Here is a 17,311-nt window from a genome sequence, read left to right on the forward strand (position 1 = left end):
GTGACTATTCTGAAATCCGCGTCATTTATACCCTTTGTAAGCATACAATAGGGGCATGTCAATGTCAATGCGTTTTTGGGGAAAACTTCACAATTACATCGGCTCATAAGGAGTATGTTCACAAATTTTTCAAACTTTTTTTACGTTTTTGATCTTGCATTTTGGGCGACAACCTTTCTCGCCGTTTTTTTGTGGAAAAGAGGCGGTGCTGTGCTAACAAAAATAGAATTGCCAACCTATCTTTAGTTTTGAGCTTGGCTTCGCTCACACCACCTTATAATGAATGTTAGGGTTAGGAGTCTAAAACTCATGCACGTTTTCAATTTGAATTTTACCGCAATTTTTTGAAGTTTGAAACTGCCAAATTCTATCTCTTACCTCTTAATTGTGGAAGAATCTCAATCATTGCTTCAATCATGTCTTCTTTCCCTTTCTTCTTGGCAAACACTTTTACAAGGTACAATCCTTCTTTTGGAAGCCGGTCACTCTTAATCTCCTTCCGTATCAGACCTTTGCCTACATTTCGGTCCCAATCCAGGAAGCCGATAAACCGGTAATCATCCGGCTGAAAAAGCGCAATTCCAAATTCTTCTGCACCACCCGGCAAATACACTTCATAACGGTAAGTGTTTTCTTTATCTCCTATGCCAAAATCAAAACCCATGACTCTTGGATAATCGGGTTCTTCCAACACATAAATATACGGAATTCTTATTTCATTTGAGTCTTCGTGAAGAATAATGTTCCCGTCATAAAGCTTTTTTGTTAATACGGCAGGATCTGCACTCATTCGAACCTCTAGTTTCTTTTTTTCCCGGGGTTTCAAGCGAAAAGAGAGAGGGAATTCCCAATGGATGCCTGCAGTCTGTTTTGGAATTAAGAAAGAGTAGTTTTTTGTACGTGAGCCGACATTTTGCACTTCGATCACTGCCTTATGCTCATGCATTTTATCTGAAAGCTGAAACTTTCCGAATTGAAGTGAACCGGGTATTACAAGTGATTCTAATTTCACAGCTTCCTCAAGCTGAATTCTTCCCGCTCCTTGTTCAAACGTTCGATATTGTGTTCCGTTTTCGTTTATGAGCGATTTTGCAGTGTTCATTAAAGCTGATTTTATTTGCGCAGGCCCCCAATCAGGATGCGCTTGTTTAATTAAGGCACAAGCGCCGGCAACATGCGGCGCCGCCATACTTGTACCCTGAAGTGACAAGTATCCGCCGGGAATGGTGCTCTCGATGGCTACACCAGGAGCGACAACATCTGGCTTAATTTCCCACGTACCTGTAACCGGACCCCGTGAACTAAACGATGCTAAAGTATCCTTTTCTTCAATTATTTTGGTTCTGATAAAAGTCTTTCCTTTTTCTATTTCTCTCTTGATCCGCTCCCCATCCTTTTTCGAAAGAGACGCTACGGGAATTTGGATATTTCCGTCCAGATTTCCAATAAAATTTCCATTTGTATTATTGTAAATAATAACGGCAGAAGCACCCGCTTTTTGCGCATTTCTTGCTTTTTCCGTAAATGTTAACTTGCCTCTTTCTATGAGGACAATTTTTCCTGCACAATTTTTCAAATCCTTTTCTTCTCCTAAATACCCAAACTTTATTTCTTTTGCCCTATCCAGCTTCCAATGATCAGAGCCGTGCATAGGCTCCAATTTGATTCTGTCCTCTTCACCATCAATGGTTAGAAAGGGAACTTTATGGGGCGGTGTCGATGCTCCTACTGAGATTGCTTTTGAGGCGGTTCCCGGCGATCCAACGGTCCAAACGTTCGGACCTGAATTTCCCGAAGAAGCAACTGCTGTAATTCCTCTTTCTACCGCTTTATTAAGGGCAAGGCTGATAGGCAAATCCGGACCGTTCACATCGTTGCCGAGCGATAAATTTAAAATATCAACTTTATCTTTTACCGCCTGTTCAATCGCAGCAATGACTTGCTCTGTTGTTCCAGCTCCTCCCGGTCCGAGGGCCCTGTAAGCAATAATGGTTGCTTCAGGTGCAACTCCCTGAATTTTTCCATTTGCTGCAATGATTCCTGCAACATGCGTCCCATGAAGCGTACTTTTCGAATTGAATGTTTTCGTTTCCATCGGATCTTTATCACCATCGACAAAGTCATGCCCGCCCCCATAACTTCTTCTTAAATCAGGGTGGTTGTAATCAATACCGGTGTCGATTACCCCGACAGTGACGCCCTTTCCAGTTAAACGTCTGTCCGCTTGATCAAAGATCCCTCTGACTTTGTCTCCGCCAATTAGTTTTATGTTTTCTAAATTTTCAACGCGATACGTTTTCACCGGTGAAACAAATGCTACTTCCTGCCCTTTTGAAAGCTCATCCAAAGAACGTGCGTCTCCTTTTATCGAAAAACCGTTGATCGTATGTTCAAAAACATAGCGAAGCTTTACATTTGGATATTTGCTGATGAATGATTTGATTTCCGGCACCGTTCTTTTTTCTTTTAATAAAATAACGGCAATTTTTTCAGTTTCCGGTGACTCTTTTGGCAGGGACGGATGATTGAGGTTTCGGGCATAAGCCTGCGTGAAAGTCATATGCAGCAATAGCGCGGTTATAAGCGGGATGATTTTTTTCAAATCAAGACCCCCTCTCTTTTTTCATAGGATTTTCATGATGGGGGGAGAGTATGCAGTCGAAAATGACTTGCATTTTATAGTTAAAAGACAAATATTGAAAGCGTATTAAATCTTGGGACACAGGTCTCTAATGGAAGCAGTTAAAAATGCTGGAAATATGACCTTCATTCACACTTCGGGACGACAGCACACTAATAAAGAAAGCAGTGAAGATCATGGAATTTTTTAGGAATAGGTACGAGCACGCGAAATACGATTTGCATTTCATTTACATCTCGGGGCGGTGATAAATTCTACCTTTATTGGTGCCTGAGAAGGGAAGGTTCATGGAGATCAGAAGATTTCTAACTGTTCTTTGTGAAGAAATTTGGAGAAATTCCCTGCATTCCTTGTTTGTGATTGTGGAATTAATGAGAAGAAAATAATCATAAATCGCTTGTTGATGAGCTGATTTCGAATGGGTTTTGCAGACAGGGCATTTCCATGTTCCGAAAATACGGATCATCGGGAGAGAATGACATTTGGGGCATTGAACACCTTTGATAATTTCCGAACTGTTAATTCCAAATGTCTGAAGGATCTCAGGAAAATGTGGGGTATGTTCTCTTAATAAAAGCTGATTTATTTTTTGGATTTCTTTGTTACTAATTATTTCCTTATTATACTTAAGTTCAAATTCTGCAATCCTTTCAAGCAGTTGGTCGACAGGAATAATTCTTTGAAAGATTTGTTGATTCCCCTCTGTTGTTTTCAAAATGGTTTTCGTTTGGCTGATTACGACAAGATATTCAATTGGCAATATGTTAATTTTTCGTTTTCCCAGCCATACTTTTAGCTGCTGTTTCTGGCGTTTCGCCTGACTAAGAGGGTTTGGAAATCCTTCTTCGTTATTTTCAATTATCCGAATTAGCTGTTTAGAATATTTGTCTAAAAACAAAGTTCCGGAATAGTTTTTCACTTCTATAATGAGGGCAAAACTTGGAGAAAGAATGAGAGCATCAATTTGAAAAGGCTGATCATGCAATAGACGCAGATCAAAAAAAATATAATATTTATTTTCATTTAAATACTTGAGATAGTAAGCGAGTTCTTCTTCGCCACGAAAACCGGCTGTTCGCTTATTTTGATCATCTTCTATTTTCGTTCTCTTATGATGATCTTTAGGAATTCTTCTTAATAATGCTTTTGTTTGTTTAATTCTGATCGGTTCTTGAAGTTCTTTTAGAATCAATATAACCACTCCTTTATAGTTATTTCGTATTTAAATTCTATGTGGGTTTCTATGATTCCTGCAAATTATTAAAATGATTTACCGGCTAAAGTTCTTTTTGGATCCAGGTTTCAAGCTCTTAAACGAAATTTATGTTTTTATCGACCGGTTTTGGAATTTTTGGACCAGTTTTTTGATTTATAAATCGACCACTTTTGGGATTTATCGACCAGTTTTTCGTTTTATCAACCACTTTCCGGGTCTTATCGACCAGTTTTTCGTTTTATCAACCACTTTCCGGATTATATCAACCACTTTCTTTTTATCGACCACTTTCCGAGTCTTATCGACCACTTTCTTTTATAGTCCACTTTCAAATTTATTAAACTTGTTATTAAATTGTTATAAAAAATTAAAGTTAATAAGCCGACCCATGATAGGCCGGCTTTCTGTTTTTAAAATTAACCTTCTTTTTCCTTATTTCGTTCCAAATAATCGGTCTCCTGCATCTCCAAGTCCAGGTACGATATAGCCGTGGTCATTTAGTTTTTCATCAAGGGCTGCGATATAAATATCTACGTCCGGATGGGCTTTCTTTACGACTTCTACTCCTTCAGGAGCTGCAATGAGGCACATGAATTTAATGTGTTTTGCGCCGCGTTTTTTCAGTGAGTTTATCGCTTCAACGGCAGTGCCGCCTGTTGCCAGCATTGGGTCGACGACGATGAAGTCTCTTTCTTCTACATCGCTCGGAAGCTTTACATAATATTCAACCGGCTTTAAAGTTTCAGGATCGCGATATAGACCGATATGACCAACTTTTGCAGCTGGAATCAGTTTTAATATGCCGTCCACCATTCCGATGCCTGCCCGCAAGATCGGAACGATTCCTAGTTTTTTGCCGGATAATACTTTTGATTTTGTTGAGCTTACTGGTGTTTCAATTTCAATTTCTTCAAGAGGCATGTCGCGGGTGATTTCAAATGCCATTAATGTTGCGACTTCATCGACAAGTTCGCGGAATTCCTTCGTACCTGTATTTTTATCCCGAATATATGTAAGTTTGTGCTGAATTAGTGGATGATCAAAAACATAAACTTTTGCCATGGCAATCTCTCCTTTTTCTGTTTCATAACACGCTGTTGATGAAAAAAATACGAACTACACACTTCGTCTAATTTTACAGAAAAAAAGTGCATAGAGCAACAAGGAGCAAAAACTGTAATCGAAACGTCAAAATCGATATTGCTTTACCGCTGTAAAGTATGAGGGCCAGTTCCTCAATGCTTGAAAGCATTGAGGAACCGGCCCCGTCGAGTGAACATATTAGAGTTCTGGATATAAAGTAAATTTGCTGGTTAAAGCTTCAACACGCTTTCTTGCTTCATCAAGCTTTGCTTCGTCTTCATGGTTCTTAAGGGTAAAGCCGATAATCGACGCAATTTCGTCCATTTCTTCAAGACCGAAACCGCGGGATGTTACAGCCGGTGTACCTATGCGGATACCGCTTGTTACAAACGGGCTTTCAGGATCAAACGGAATGGTGTTTTTGTTTACAGTTATTCCAATTTCATCAAGAACTTTTTCTGCCACTTTTCCGGTTAAGCCTAGTGAACGAACATCGACAAGAAGTAAGTGGTTGTCAGTTCCTCCGGAAACAAGGTTAAGTCCTTCTTTCTGAAGTCCTTCTGCAAGCCGCTTCGCGTTGGCAACCACATTTTTCGCATATTCTTTAAAGCTGTCCTGCAATACTTCGCCAAGTGCAACGGCTTTAGCCGCAATTACATGCATGAGCGGACCGCCTTGAATGCCAGGGAAAATTGATTTATCAATCTTCTGTGCAAACTCTTGTTTGCAAAGGATCATTCCGCCGCGCGGACCGCGCAATGTTTTGTGGGTTGTAGTTGTCACAAAATCAGCATATGGGACTGGGCTTTGATGCAGGCCTGCTGCCACTAAACCGGCAATATGGGCCATATCGACCATCAAATAAGCTCCGACTTCATCGGCAATTTCCCGGAATCGTTTAAAGTCAATTTCACGAGGATAAGCGCTCGCACCCGCAACGATCAATTTAGGCTTATGTTCTCGTGCTTTTTCAAGGACATCATCAAAATTAATCCGGTGTGTTTTTTCATCTACCCCATATTCAACAAAGTTATATTGAACTCCGCTGAAGTTGACCGGACTTCCATGCGTCAAATGGCCGCCGTGGGACAGATTCATGCCAAGCACTGTATCGCCAGGCTTTAGCACCGCATAATAAACCGCCATGTTTGCCTGAGCACCGGAGTGAGGTTGAACATTGACGTGTTCAGCACCGAAAATTTGCTTAGCACGGTCCCGTGCAAGGTTTTCCACTACATCGACATGTTCACAACCGCCATAATAACGCCGGCCCGGATAACCTTCCGCATATTTATTCGTTAATACCGAACCTTGTGCTTCCATAACCGCTTCACTGACAAAGTTTTCGGAAGCGATTAATTCGATTTTTGTCCGCTGCCGCTTTAACTCATCTTGAATTGCTTGAAATACTTGTTCATCCTGTTGCGCTAAGTGCTTCAAATCGTTATCCTCCTTTTTATTTACATTCATAAAATATGTATCCTTTAGAAAATTCTTTTTTATTTTATCACGTTAGCTTGATTAAAAGAAGAACAAAAAAGCCTTTGCTCCCTGCAAAGGCTTCCTGTCTAGGATTGGTAAATTTTGCACATAATTACTAATGGCATGTATGTGTGTCTGGATTTTGCTGATAAACTGCGCGTGCGCCGCCGATCAGCTTTGGACGGGTTTTGGCAAGTGTGACATGGGCGTGGCCAACTTGTTTCAGCGATACTCTGACAGGAACAGCAACATGTTTTAAATGCATTCCAATGAACGTATCGCCAATATCAATCCCAGCATTGGCCTTAATAAACTCCACTACCACAGGTTCTTGAAGATGTTCATATGCGTACGTTGCCATCGCTCCGCCGGCATTACGGACTGGAATAACGGAAACTTCCTCGAGGCCTTTTTCTAATGCAGTAGCCCGTTCGACTACGAGCGCCCTGTTCAAATGCTCGCAGCATTGAAAAGCAAGCTGGACGCCGGTTTGCTCTTGAAATTTTTTTATTTGCCTAAAAATCATAGCAGCAACTTCTTCTGTTCCGGACGTTCCAATTTTGTTTCCCGTTACTTCACTTGTACTGCAGCCTACGACAAAAATATCGCTTCCTGTTAATGAAGTCTGCTGTTTAAATTCCTCTAAAATCGTTTCTAATTCTTTTTCCCATTGTGAGATGGACATGAAAGCTCATCCTTTCAGGAAGCTATTTAGAAATAATTTAGGGTAATTGCTTCTCTTTTCTATTGTCCGCATGCCAGCCAAAATAATTCATAAAATAAACGCTTGTGCGGCGCTTTTAACAATTTTCATAATAACAAAATTTATATAAGTGCTTGATTGTATTTTACCAGATTACTAATACACTTGGTGATATTTTTACAAGTTTACGCTTTCGTACTTGCAGATTTTTTCTATTCGATTAGAATGTCTTCCACCCTGAAATTCTGTTGTCAGCCATGTTTTGGCAATTTCCCTGGCAAGTCCAGGTCCGATTACACGTTCTCCCATAGCGAGAATGTTGCTGTCGTTATGTTCACGCGTTGCTTTTGCGCTAAAAACATCATGGACAAGTGCACAGCGAATGCCCTTTACTTTATTTGCTGCAATACTCATTCCGATACCTGTTCCGCAAATTAAGATCCCTCTGTCAAACTCGCCATTAGCGACTTTTTCCGCAACCGGCAAAGCATAATCAGGGTAATCAACAGATGTTGTGCATTCGCAGCCAAAATCCTCGTATTCGATTCCCATTTCTTCTAGTAAATTTATAATTTCTTGACGTATATTTACTCCGCCGTGATCCGATGCAATTGCTACCTTCATGACAATTTCCTCCCATCTTTTCAAATGGCCGCATCTTGGCCAGTTTTTTTATATTATTGCATAAAATGAAAAAATTATAAAGATTTTCTTATTTCACAAAGATTCCATTCATATGTGCAGGGAATAATAAAAGCTCCCTTCCAACAGGGAAAAGAGCTTATAGCTTAAACCTTGTAATGGTGCTTTTTAGTTTTTCAGCCTGTTCTTTTAGCTCAACGGCGAGTTTTTCAACATTGGAAATAACTTCGGTTTGCTGCTGTGTAGCTGCAGCTACTTCTTGGGCGCCTGCTGAAGTTTCTTCTGCAATGGCAGCAACTTCCTGTGATTGTGTGGAAGTATGCATAATGCTAGCCATCTGCCTGTCAACTAAATTTGTGATCGTTTCAACAGATTTCGCCATTTCGTTTACAATTTTTGTCATTTCTTCAATTGCTTCGTTTGTTTTTGTGCCTTTTGACACTTCTTCATTAGCTGTTTTAACTTGTTCAGCAATTTGTTTTACAACATTTTGCACTTCGTGCTGAATATTTTTAATTAGTTCTGATATCCCTTGAACAGCCTTCGCACTTTCATCTGCAAGGATGCGGACTTCTTCAGCCACAACAGCAAAACCTTTCCCATGCTCGCCTGCTCGGGCCGCTTCGATCGACGCATTGAGTGCTAGCAAGTTTGTTTGAGCGGCAATATCGCCGACAAGCTTAATGATTTGTTCAACTTTTGCTGCATTTTCCTCGAGGCGCTTAACTGTGTTCAACGATTCTTGGTTTTCTTTTGCAAGGCGTTCAATTCCGGCAATTAATGAATGAATGACTTCTTTTGATTCTTTCAGATCTTTTACCATTTCTTTCGAGACGTTGACGGAAGCTTTCGCTTTTTCCTGGACTTCTTCGGCAATCCGAATCACATCTTCAACTGATTCAGCTGTCGCTTGAATGGAAACGGCGGAATTGTCGGCACCTTGTGAAATTTCACTTATCGTTCGTGCAATAGCTTCTGCCTGCTCAGCAGCAGCGGCAGATTCTTGTGAAATGGCAATCACTTTCTCGTTTGTATCGCGGAAGTTCTCCTCAATGCTTTGGACTATTTCTCTTAAGTTCAATAGCATATGATTAAAAGCAATGCCAAGCGAACGGATTTCATCATCCGATTTGGATAATTCCACATCTTCTTGAATGTTTCCATGAGCCGCTTTCATCGCTGATTTTTCAAGTTTTTGAAGCGGTTTCGTAATAAAACCTGCAGCGGCATATGCTAAAATTCCCGACCAAATAATACCTAAACATAAGGTGGAAATTGTAAAAACCATTTCTCCGATCCCGATGAAGTCTTTAATCATTGGATAAAGTACATAAATAAAAAATGCACTCACTGTATATGTAATAACAGCAAGAAAAGTCGTGAATAAAACTAGTTTCTTTTTAAGCCCGAACTTATAGCTTTTTTTCTCCTTCATCATTTTCCCCCTGGAACTTAGTACAATCTTTTTCAAGTTTCTCAACCATTTTCTCAATCGCACTCTTTATTTCGGAAAACGTTTTCCTGTATGCTTCAAGCGGACCGCCAAAAGGATCTGGAATATCACTGGCCTTGCCATGTGCAAACTCATTTAACGTATATGTTTTTCGGGCTGCTTCCGGAAATTGGCTGATCACAGAAGCTTTATGTCCTGATGTCATCGTTAAAATGTATGTTGCCCACTCAATTAATTCATTGGTCAATGAAGTGGATTGATGATTGTGTTCGATTTTGTTTTCATCAAGAACTTTTTTTGCGTTAGGAGATGCCTCGCTGCCATTAACGGCAAAGACACCTGCCGATTTGACTTCAACACCGGGAATCGATTTGCTTTTTAAAAATGCTTCCGCCATCGGGCTTCGGCATGTATTCCCTGTACATACAAATAAAATGCGGGTCATGGAATACCTCCTTTGTTTTCATTATAAGCCAAATTTCGGTATTTCAATAGACACTGTTTATGAAGTTTTTGAAAATTTTACATACAAGCAAAGTAAAAAACACCTCGTCTTGAAGTGTTTTCTTATTGCTTATGTATTGTATTGTTAAAAAGGCAGAAGAAGCTGTATCCCAAAAACAAGTAAAATGCTCCCACCGAGTGTTTCACTATATGTGCCAATCCACCCCTGGACTTTACGGCCAATAAATAAGCCAATCCATGTAAGTATAGTTGCCACTCCGCCAAAACAAATGAGGACAAGAATGGTCTTTGCTCCGTATATCCCTAATGTTAAACCGACAGAAAAACTGTCCAGACTTACGCTTAATGCAAAAAAAAGCAATCCAAAGCCTACTGGTGTAATAAATCTGCTCTCTTCCTTTTGAAAGCTTGCCAATATCATTTGCAGCCCTAGAACAAGAAGGAGCACACCTCCAATATAACCGGCAATGGCTCCAAATTGATTTGACAAAAATTTTCCCGCTGCGATCCCAAGCAGGGGCATCCATACGTGAAATATCCCGATTGTAATCCCAATTTTAAAAATTTGCCTCAGACGGAGTTTGAACATCCCCATACCGAGACCGACGGAAAAGGCATCCATTCCTAAGGCGAATGCCATTAACGATAAAGCTAACACTTCTCCAATCATTGGTGCCATCTATTTTCGCCCCCTTGGACCTGCTAATTCAACATATGCACGTCCAAAAGAAAATAGAAGTTTGATTGTTGGATCCAAAAGGAGGCTGATGAATGTAAAGGGCCTGGCCCCTATGATAGGACCCGGTGCCCAGCCGCTTTTAACAGGCGGTTCATAATTGCCTGTCCAACGCCTTCTTCCGGAAACATTTCGCTAAATATAATATCTACATCTGATTCATTAAATTTCCGCAATGTGTCATAAAGTGAACTTGCCACCGTGTCTAGGTTGGATCGATTTCCGCATGATAGAACAAGATGGGCATTGTACAATCCTTTGCTTTCTTCTGTCGTTAGAACGCCTGCCTTCAGCCCTTTAGCTTCGTTTTCTGTTATCAATTTTTGGATATACTCCCGGCTGCCATCCACCAAATATAAAGGAGCATTTGGAGCGTAATGCCGATATTTCATCCCAGGTGATTTCGGAGCTTGTCCGGCATCATCCAAAGCAGGATCAATTTTTACCGGGCCAATGACTTTCTCAATCTGTTCCTTTGTGATTCCGCCCGGCCGTAAGATAACCGGAACCGGTTCTGTACAGTCAAGCACCGTTGATTCGACTCCGACGCCTGTAGGTCCTCCGTCAACGATGCCGGCAATCCGCCCATGTAAATCATCAGCGACATGCTTAGCTGTTGTAGGGCTTGGTTTTCCTGAACGGTTTGCACTTGGCGCCGCAATTGGAAGCCCCGATTCCTTAATCACCGCAAGTGCGACAGGGTGATCGGGCATTCGCACTGCAACGGTTGACAATCCTGCTGTCGCTTTTTCTGAAAGAAAGCCGGCGCGTTTGTTTAATACAAGCGTCAGTGGACCCGGCCAGAATGTTTCCATTAATATTTTTGCATGATCAGGAATGTTCTCCGCAAATTGATTTAATTGTTTTATCTCAGCTATGTGGATAATTAACGGGTTATCAGACGGCCTGCCTTTTGCTTCAAAAATCTTCTGTACCGCTTCGTCACTTTCCGCATTGCCGCCAAGACCATATACAGTCTCCGTAGGAAACGCAATCACTTCATTTTGTTTTAACAAACTAGCAGCTTGTGAAATTTGTGGATAATTCCTGATATTATCCACATACTTATCCACGGACCAATATTGTGTTTTCATTTTCATCCACCTTTTATCCTTAGGGCTAAATACCTGTCACTTTTAAAAAAACATTGGATTTACAGGTATTTAGAATCTATTATCCTTTGAAAGTATAAAAGAAGATAAAGGGGAACACAAGTTTTTATCCACAAATTGTGTATAACAATAGTGAATTCGTGGATAACTTTGCAGAAATATCCACAATTTCACAAAAGTTATGCTTATTAAACAAAAGTTATCCACAGTTAAAAACTTGTTCAAGATTAGAAAATCTTTTCCCACAATTCTACTAGAAAGAATTTAACTTTAACCGGTTCTTCATCTTTTGCTGTATAAAGCGAAGGTTTCTCTTCTTCCTTCTTTTTCGCTTCGCCTTTTTCAGTTATCTTTTCAGCTTTTTCTTCCTTCTTAGATGGCTCAGGTTTCTTATCGGAACTTACTGCGACTCCGTTTGAAAAATCAAGAAAACATAATGGAGGAAATAGTACACACCACCAGTTGGCCCCTTTTCCTTCTCCCAATGTAATTAAAATTGCTTCGTATTCACCGGCCGGATAAAGAAATTGACCATAAAGTTTTGTCGGAAATTGAACTTTAGCAAACTCTGCCTTCACTTTTTGAGAAGAATGCTCTTTTTCCACAACCTCTTGGGCAATTTGCTTAATTTCCGGAAGCCTCGACTTGATAATTCTTCTTGCTTCTTCAATCGATGTTAAATCTTCAACCCATTTTGAAATTTCTGCGTTCACGGCATCTCTCACTTTTCTCTTTAAAGCTTGGTCAGCTTCTTTATCGCTATTGGCGAGGATCCGTAAACGAATGGCTTCTTTTGGAATGACAATCGATTCATCAGCGACCGCTTCCATTTTTGGCATATATAAATTTAAAATCGTTGCAATCGATAATAGAATGACATAAGCGAATGAGATTGTTTTTGTTTTCATTTCCAGCACCGTCCCTTCATAGCCTCAGTGTGGACAAAATGCCAGATTGTTAAACTAGTAAAATAAAAAAAACTAGAAATCTTTTAAAAGTTTTTAATGGGGGGCAAATAAAAACCCCTTACCGTCATGGCAAGGAGCTAGCTGTTGATTGCGGCAAAAACGATCCGGTCTTTGCCGTTTATATCGTTCACTACTTCCACCGCGGCATTCGGGAAAGTCTGTTGGAAAAGCTTTGCAACTGCCTTTCCCTGCCCTGCTCCAATTTCAAAGCCTACAAGCGCTTTTTCGCGCACCACAAATGGAAGTTCATCCATCAACCGTCTATATATATCAAGCCCGTCTTCGCCGGCAAACAAAGCTTGATGCGGTTCATGGTCTTTCACAACTTCGGATATCACGGCCAAATCTCCGACAGGAATATATGGTGGATTGGAAAGAATAATATCGAATTTTTTTCCAGATTCGATAAAAGGTTTTAATAAATCTCCATGCACAAAATGAATAGAGGCACCGAGATGAGAAGCATTTTTTTCCGCAACATGGAGAGCTGCTTCTGAAATATCGGATGCGGTTACCGTTAAATCCGGAAATTCCAATTTCATCGTAACGGCAATTACTCCGCTGCCCGTACCGACATCGAGAAGATCGAGCTTTTTTTGCCCCTGAAAAAATTCTTCCATTCGCTTTAGCGCGCCAAAAACAAGCTCTTCGGTCTCAGGTCTTGGGATAAGGACAGCTTCGTTCACACAAAATGTTCTGCCGTAAAAGTCTTCCGTTCCTGTAATATATTGAACCGGTTTTCCTTTCGCATGAAGCAGAACAGCTTCACGAAAAAGGTTCTCTGTTTCACGGTCCAGCTCATGTTTAAGTTCAGCAAGAAGCCGGGACCGGTCCATTTTTGTATAATGGCGCAGCAATAATTCTCCCGCATTTTCGTCACGTCCATGTTTTTTTAAAAAAGAAGAAGCCCAATTCAGGGCTTCGAACACTTTTGCCATTTTATTCTTCGCCCGCACTTTCCAGTTTCTTAGACTGGTCATCAAGAATTAACGCATCAATCAATTCATCAAGCTTTCCTTCGAGGATCTGATCAAGTTTTTGGATTGTTAAGCCGATGCGGTGATCCGTCACGCGGTTTTGCGGGAAATTATACGTACGGATTCTTTCGGAACGGTCGCCGGTGCCGACTGCAGATTTACGCTGTTGATCGTATTCTGCTTGCGCTTCCTGCCGGTATTTATCATAAATGCGGGCGCGCAATACTTTCATGGCTTTTTCTTTGTTTTTAATTTGTGATTTTTCGTCTTGGCAGGAAACGACGATTCCTGTCGGTATGTGGGTAAGGCGAACAGCTGACATTGTTGTGTTCACACTTTGCCCGCCCGGTCCGCTTGAAGCAAATGTATCAACACGGATATCTTTTTCATGAATTTCTACTTCAACTTCTTCTGCTTCCGGAAGACATGCCACCGTTGCAGTTGACGTATGAATGCGTCCTCCTGACTCGGTTTCAGGAACACGCTGAACACGGTGGGCTCCATTTTCGAATTTCAGTCTCGAATAGGCGCCTTTCCCGGTAATCATAAAAATGATTTCCTTATAGCCGCCCAAACCGGTCGGGCTTGCTTCAATCACTTCTGTTTTCCAGCCCTTCATTTCCGCATAACGGCTGTACATGCGGTATAAGTCACCGGCAAATAGCGCTGCTTCATCTCCTCCGGCAGCTCCCCGGATTTCAAAAATAACGTTTTTATCATCGTTCGGATCTTTCGGCAATAACAGGATTTTCAGCCTTTCTTCAAGATCTTCAATGCGCTCTTCGAGTTCATCAATTTCTTCTTTTACCATTTCACGCATTTCCGGGTCGAGTTTTTCCTCAAGCATCGCTTTAGCATCTTGGTATTGCTTTTTTACTTCTTTATATTCACGGTACGTTTGCACAGTTTCTTGTATATCAGACTGCTCTTTTGAATATTCACGCAGTTTTTTTGGATCATTGACAATTTCAGGATCACTTAAAAGTTCATTTAACTTTTCATAGCGGTCCTCTACAGCTTGAAGACGATCGAACACAGTCATTCACCTCAATTTTGTTCCATAACATTCTAATTATAGTATAGGTGAAAGACACAGTCAAAACGAAATCAAGAATAATTTCTTCCCGGTCAGTAATCAACAAACTTTGGATGATGCCTATGAAGTCACTTTTTAGGCACTTCGTGGTGATGGCGGCAGCGCGGTTCATAAGCTTCGGAGGCGCCGACTAAGATGACCGGATCATCATATGAAGCAGGCTTGCCGTTGATTAATCGTTGTGTGCGGCTTGCCGGTGAACCACAAACGGCACAAACGGCCTGGAGTTTTGTCACCTGCTCGGCAATTGCCATAATTTTAGGCATTTCTCCAAAAGGCTCGCCGCGAAAATCTTGGTCTAAACCTGCAACAATAACGCGATATCCACTGTTCGCCAGCTGCTGGAGCACGTCCACGATTTCACTGTCAAAAAATTGAACTTCGTCAATAGCAATGACATCTACCTCTGAGTCAATATGCTGAAAAATTTCCGTCGAATGGGAAATCGGCGTTGCCGTAAAGGATGTCCCGTTATGGGATACAACTGCTGCCTCGCTATAGCGATTATCCATTTTCGGCTTAAAAACGGCAATTTTTTGTTTTGCAAATAGAGTTCTTCGAACACGCCGGATTAACTCTTCCGATTTTCCAGAAAACATGCTGCCGCAAATGACCTCAATCCATCCGCTTTGCTTCATGACGTACATAGTACGGCCTCTCCTTCCTCGTTCCTGTTAAAAAAGCGCAAGCGCCTTGGTTAGCCCCGACAAGCGCTGGAGGTCCTGCCGGTGAAGTCGCTTTTTGACTTCATTGGCAGGACCGAAGCGACCTCGAGGGGCTAGGCGCTGGAGCTAGACAGCGTAACTAATCTAATAATCCTTTACTAATTTAACAAAATTAAACTTTCTTTAAGATCAAAAAAACCGGCTGCCTTCTTAAAATAAAAGCCAGCCTTCATTATGTAATAATAAAAAACAGGCAAGCGTCGAAACCTTCTTGCCTGTTTTATTCCAATCATTATTTAAGACCGTATTTTTTGTTGAATCGGTCAACACGTCCGCCTGCATCAGCGAATTTTTGACGACCGGTATAGAATGGATGGCACTCGGAGCAAGTTTCAACGCGCACCTCGTCTTTTACAGATCCGCTTTCAAACTCATTGCCGCAAGCACATCTAACCATTACTTTTTTGTAGTTTGGATGAATTCCTGCTTTCATTCTTTTCATCTCCTTCCGCCCTGAATCTTTCGAAACAGAGTTATATGTTACGGCTTCATGAACCGCAATCTTCAAAAAACACTGAACCTATTATAACAACCAGGTCCTTATTTTGCAAGAAAGGATTTTATTTTACATCCTACTGAGAGCGTTTCGCCTTCATTTCTTCGTCAAGCAAAGCGAAAAACTCCTCATTTGACTTAGTTTGCTTTAACTTGCGCAAAAATTTTTCGGCAAAGTCAGGAGTGTCTGACATTGATTTCCTGATTGCCCATAATTTATCAAGATGCTCTTTTGGAATGAGCAGCTCTTCTTTTCGCGTACCGGAACGGCGAATATCGATGGCAGGAAAAATCCGCTTTTCCGCGAGTGAGCGGTCTAGATGCAGCTCCATATTTCCTGTTCCCTTAAATTCTTCGTAGATGACATCGTCCATACGTGAACCGGTATCAACAAGAGCTGTTGCTAGAATTGTTAAGCTTCCGCCTTCTTCAATATTACGGGCAGCTCCAAAAAAACGTTTTGGACGATGGAACGCAGCAGGGTCAATCCCTCCGGATAATGTACGTCCACTTGGAGGAATAACAAGGTTATAGGCGCGAGCAAGACGGGTTATGCTGTCCATTAAAATGACGACATCTCTTTTATGCTCAACTAGGCGCATCGCCCGTTCCAAAACAAGCTCAGCAACTTTAATATGGTTTTCCGGAACTTCGTCAAATGTTGAGCTTACCACATCACCGGCAACCGATCTTTCAATATCGGTTACTTCTTCCGGGCGTTCATCGATGAGTAATACAATTAGTTCAGCTTCGGGATGATTGGTTGTAATGCTATTAGCGATCTCTTTTAACAGCATCGTTTTTCCTGCTTTTGGAGGAGCAACAATCAATCCGCGTTGTCCAAAGCCAACAGGAGCAATTAAATCCAAAATTCTTGTCGATAAATTTTCGGAGGTTGTTTCAAGTTTCATTTGGCGGTTTGGATACAACGGGGTTAATGCTGGGAAGTGAACCCGTTCTTTTGCTGTTTCAGGGTCCTCACCGTTTACAGCTTCTACGTGCAAAAGACCGAAATACCGTTCATTCTCCTTTGGAGGACGCACTTTTCCGGACACTTTATCCCCGTTTCTCAAGTCAAAACGGCGAATTTGTGATGCAGAAATATAAATATCTTCGGAGCTCGGCGAATAGTTGATCGGCCTTAGGAAGCCAAAGCCTTCGGACTGGATGATTTCAAGAACGCCTTCCATGAAAAAATAGCCTTGCTGCTCGGCTCTTGCTTTTAAAATGGCAAAAATCAGTTCTTTTTTCGTTAATTTGCTGTAATAAGATACTTTATATTCTCGAGCAAGCTCGTAGAGTTCTTTTAATTTCATATTTTCTAAGCTTGAAATAGTTAATTCCATTTAGACACCACGCTTTATCATTTTCGATTATTTCCTCCATATGAGTTTTTAGAGATTGGTTTTAAGAAAAGATATGGATGGAAAAGGAAGATAAGTTTTTACCAACTAGAGGGTATTTGAAGACGCTATTTTCTAAAAGATTGCTTCTTTTAGAAAACCTGTGAGTTGCTT

At 41.1% G+C, this 17,311-nt stretch carries 16 protein-coding genes and 1 pseudogene; all 17 read right to left on the reverse strand.

Going from position 1 to position 17,311, the window contains the following annotated elements:
• Positions 1–367: 367 nt before the first annotated feature.
• A complete protein-coding gene (locus tag BMMGA3_RS15490; protein WP_003346816.1) occupies positions 368–2,602 on the reverse strand; it encodes a S8 family serine peptidase in 2,235 nt (744 codons plus the stop codon).
• 268 nt (positions 2,603–2,870) lie between these two features.
• Positions 2,871–3,842, reverse strand: a complete 972-nt coding sequence (locus tag BMMGA3_RS15495) for a nuclease-related domain-containing protein (RefSeq protein WP_412150529.1) — start codon at positions 3,840–3,842, stop codon at positions 2,871–2,873.
• A gap of 447 nt (positions 3,843–4,289) precedes the next feature.
• The gene (gene upp, locus BMMGA3_RS15500) at positions 4,290–4,919 is read right to left on the reverse strand and encodes a uracil phosphoribosyltransferase (protein WP_003346822.1); all 630 of its coding nucleotides are present in this window, start codon (positions 4,917–4,919) and stop codon (positions 4,290–4,292) included.
• A gap of 219 nt (positions 4,920–5,138) precedes the next feature.
• Positions 5,139–6,380: a serine hydroxymethyltransferase gene (gene glyA / locus BMMGA3_RS15505; protein WP_003346825.1), complete on the reverse strand. Its 1,242-nt coding sequence runs from the start codon at positions 6,378–6,380 to the stop codon at positions 5,139–5,141.
• 157 nt (positions 6,381–6,537) lie between these two features.
• Positions 6,538–7,107, reverse strand: a complete 570-nt coding sequence (locus tag BMMGA3_RS15510; RefSeq protein ID WP_003346827.1) for a TIGR01440 family protein — start codon at positions 7,105–7,107, stop codon at positions 6,538–6,540.
• 195 nt (positions 7,108–7,302) lie between these two features.
• Positions 7,303–7,749: a ribose 5-phosphate isomerase B gene (gene rpiB / locus BMMGA3_RS15515; protein ID WP_003346829.1), complete on the reverse strand. Its 447-nt coding sequence runs from the start codon at positions 7,747–7,749 to the stop codon at positions 7,303–7,305.
• Between the two features lie 157 nt (positions 7,750–7,906).
• Positions 7,907–8,854, reverse strand: a complete 948-nt coding sequence (locus BMMGA3_RS15520) for a methyl-accepting chemotaxis protein (RefSeq protein ID WP_412151061.1) — start codon at positions 8,852–8,854, stop codon at positions 7,907–7,909.
• Positions 8,846–9,205: pseudogene (locus BMMGA3_RS18860) on the reverse strand (HAMP domain-containing protein); the annotation flags it as partial. The gene BMMGA3_RS15520 and the pseudogene BMMGA3_RS18860, both read right to left, overlap by 9 nt.
• Positions 9,180–9,665 carry a low molecular weight protein arginine phosphatase gene (locus BMMGA3_RS15525; protein WP_003346833.1) on the reverse strand — a complete coding sequence of 162 codons (486 nt, stop codon included), beginning with the start codon at positions 9,663–9,665 and terminating at the stop codon, positions 9,180–9,182. The pseudogene BMMGA3_RS18860 and the gene BMMGA3_RS15525, both read right to left, overlap by 26 nt.
• A gap of 144 nt (positions 9,666–9,809) precedes the next feature.
• Positions 9,810–10,364, reverse strand: coding sequence for a manganese efflux pump MntP (locus tag BMMGA3_RS15530; protein ID WP_003346835.1), 555 nt, complete (start codon positions 10,362–10,364; stop codon positions 9,810–9,812).
• Positions 10,365–10,474: 110 nt separating this feature from the next.
• Entirely contained in the window at positions 10,475–11,515 is a 1,041-nt protein-coding gene (locus tag BMMGA3_RS15535; protein ID WP_003346837.1) for an L-threonylcarbamoyladenylate synthase, read from the reverse strand.
• Between the two features lie 245 nt (positions 11,516–11,760).
• Complete coding sequence (gene spoIIR, locus BMMGA3_RS15540; protein ID WP_003346839.1) at positions 11,761–12,441, reverse strand: stage II sporulation protein R; 681 nt, start codon at positions 12,439–12,441, stop codon at positions 11,761–11,763.
• A gap of 137 nt (positions 12,442–12,578) precedes the next feature.
• Entirely contained in the window at positions 12,579–13,439 is an 861-nt protein-coding gene (gene prmC, locus BMMGA3_RS15545) for a peptide chain release factor N(5)-glutamine methyltransferase (RefSeq protein ID WP_003346841.1), read from the reverse strand.
• A 1-nt stretch (position 13,440) separates the two neighbouring features.
• Positions 13,441–14,514, reverse strand: coding sequence for a peptide chain release factor 1 (prfA, locus tag BMMGA3_RS15550; RefSeq protein ID WP_003346844.1), 1,074 nt, complete (start codon positions 14,512–14,514; stop codon positions 13,441–13,443).
• Between the two features lie 128 nt (positions 14,515–14,642).
• Positions 14,643–15,221 carry a thymidine kinase gene (locus tag BMMGA3_RS15555; protein ID WP_003346845.1) on the reverse strand — a complete coding sequence of 193 codons (579 nt, stop codon included), beginning with the start codon at positions 15,219–15,221 and terminating at the stop codon, positions 14,643–14,645.
• 310 nt (positions 15,222–15,531) lie between these two features.
• On the reverse strand, positions 15,532–15,732 hold the full coding sequence (gene rpmE, locus BMMGA3_RS15560; protein WP_003346847.1) for a 50S ribosomal protein L31: 201 nt from the start codon (positions 15,730–15,732) through the stop codon (positions 15,532–15,534).
• 139 nt (positions 15,733–15,871) lie between these two features.
• A complete protein-coding gene (gene rho / locus BMMGA3_RS15565; protein ID WP_003346848.1) occupies positions 15,872–17,140 on the reverse strand; it encodes a transcription termination factor Rho in 1,269 nt (422 codons plus the stop codon).
• Positions 17,141–17,311 lie beyond the last annotated feature (171 nt).

The organism is Bacillus methanolicus MGA3 (genome assembly GCF_000724485.1).
GTDB classification, from domain to species: domain Bacteria; phylum Bacillota; class Bacilli; order Bacillales; family Cytobacillaceae; genus Bacillus_Z; species Bacillus_Z methanolicus_A.

Coding starts and splice junctions, on each gene's coding strand:
- upp (WP_003346822.1), bottom strand. CDS start 4,919: ATGGCAAAAGTTTATGTTTTTGATCATCCACTAATTCAGCACAAACTT.
- BMMGA3_RS15510 (WP_003346827.1), bottom strand. CDS start 7,107: ATGTCCATCTCACAATGGGAAAAAGAATTAGAAACGATTTTAGAGGAA.
- rpiB (WP_003346829.1), bottom strand. CDS start 7,749: ATGAAGGTAGCAATTGCATCGGATCACGGCGGAGTAAATATACGTCAA.
- BMMGA3_RS15520 (WP_412151061.1), bottom strand. CDS start 8,854: ATGCTATTGAACTTAAGAGAAATAGTCCAAAGCATTGAGGAGAACTTC.
- BMMGA3_RS15525 (WP_003346833.1), bottom strand. CDS start 9,665: ATGACCCGCATTTTATTTGTATGTACAGGGAATACATGCCGAAGCCCG.
- BMMGA3_RS15530 (WP_003346835.1), bottom strand. CDS start 10,364: ATGGCACCAATGATTGGAGAAGTGTTAGCTTTATCGTTAATGGCATTC.
- BMMGA3_RS15535 (WP_003346837.1), bottom strand. CDS start 11,515: ATGAAAACACAATATTGGTCCGTGGATAAGTATGTGGATAATATCAGG.
- spoIIR (WP_003346839.1), bottom strand. CDS start 12,441: ATGAAAACAAAAACAATCTCATTCGCTTATGTCATTCTATTATCGATT.
- prmC (WP_003346841.1), bottom strand. CDS start 13,439: ATGGCAAAAGTGTTCGAAGCCCTGAATTGGGCTTCTTCTTTTTTAAAA.
- BMMGA3_RS15555 (WP_003346845.1), bottom strand. CDS start 15,221: ATGTACGTCATGAAGCAAAGCGGATGGATTGAGGTCATTTGCGGCAGC.
- rpmE (WP_003346847.1), bottom strand. CDS start 15,732: ATGAAAGCAGGAATTCATCCAAACTACAAAAAAGTAATGGTTAGATGT.
- rho (WP_003346848.1), bottom strand. CDS start 17,140: ATGGAATTAACTATTTCAAGCTTAGAAAATATGAAATTAAAAGAACTC.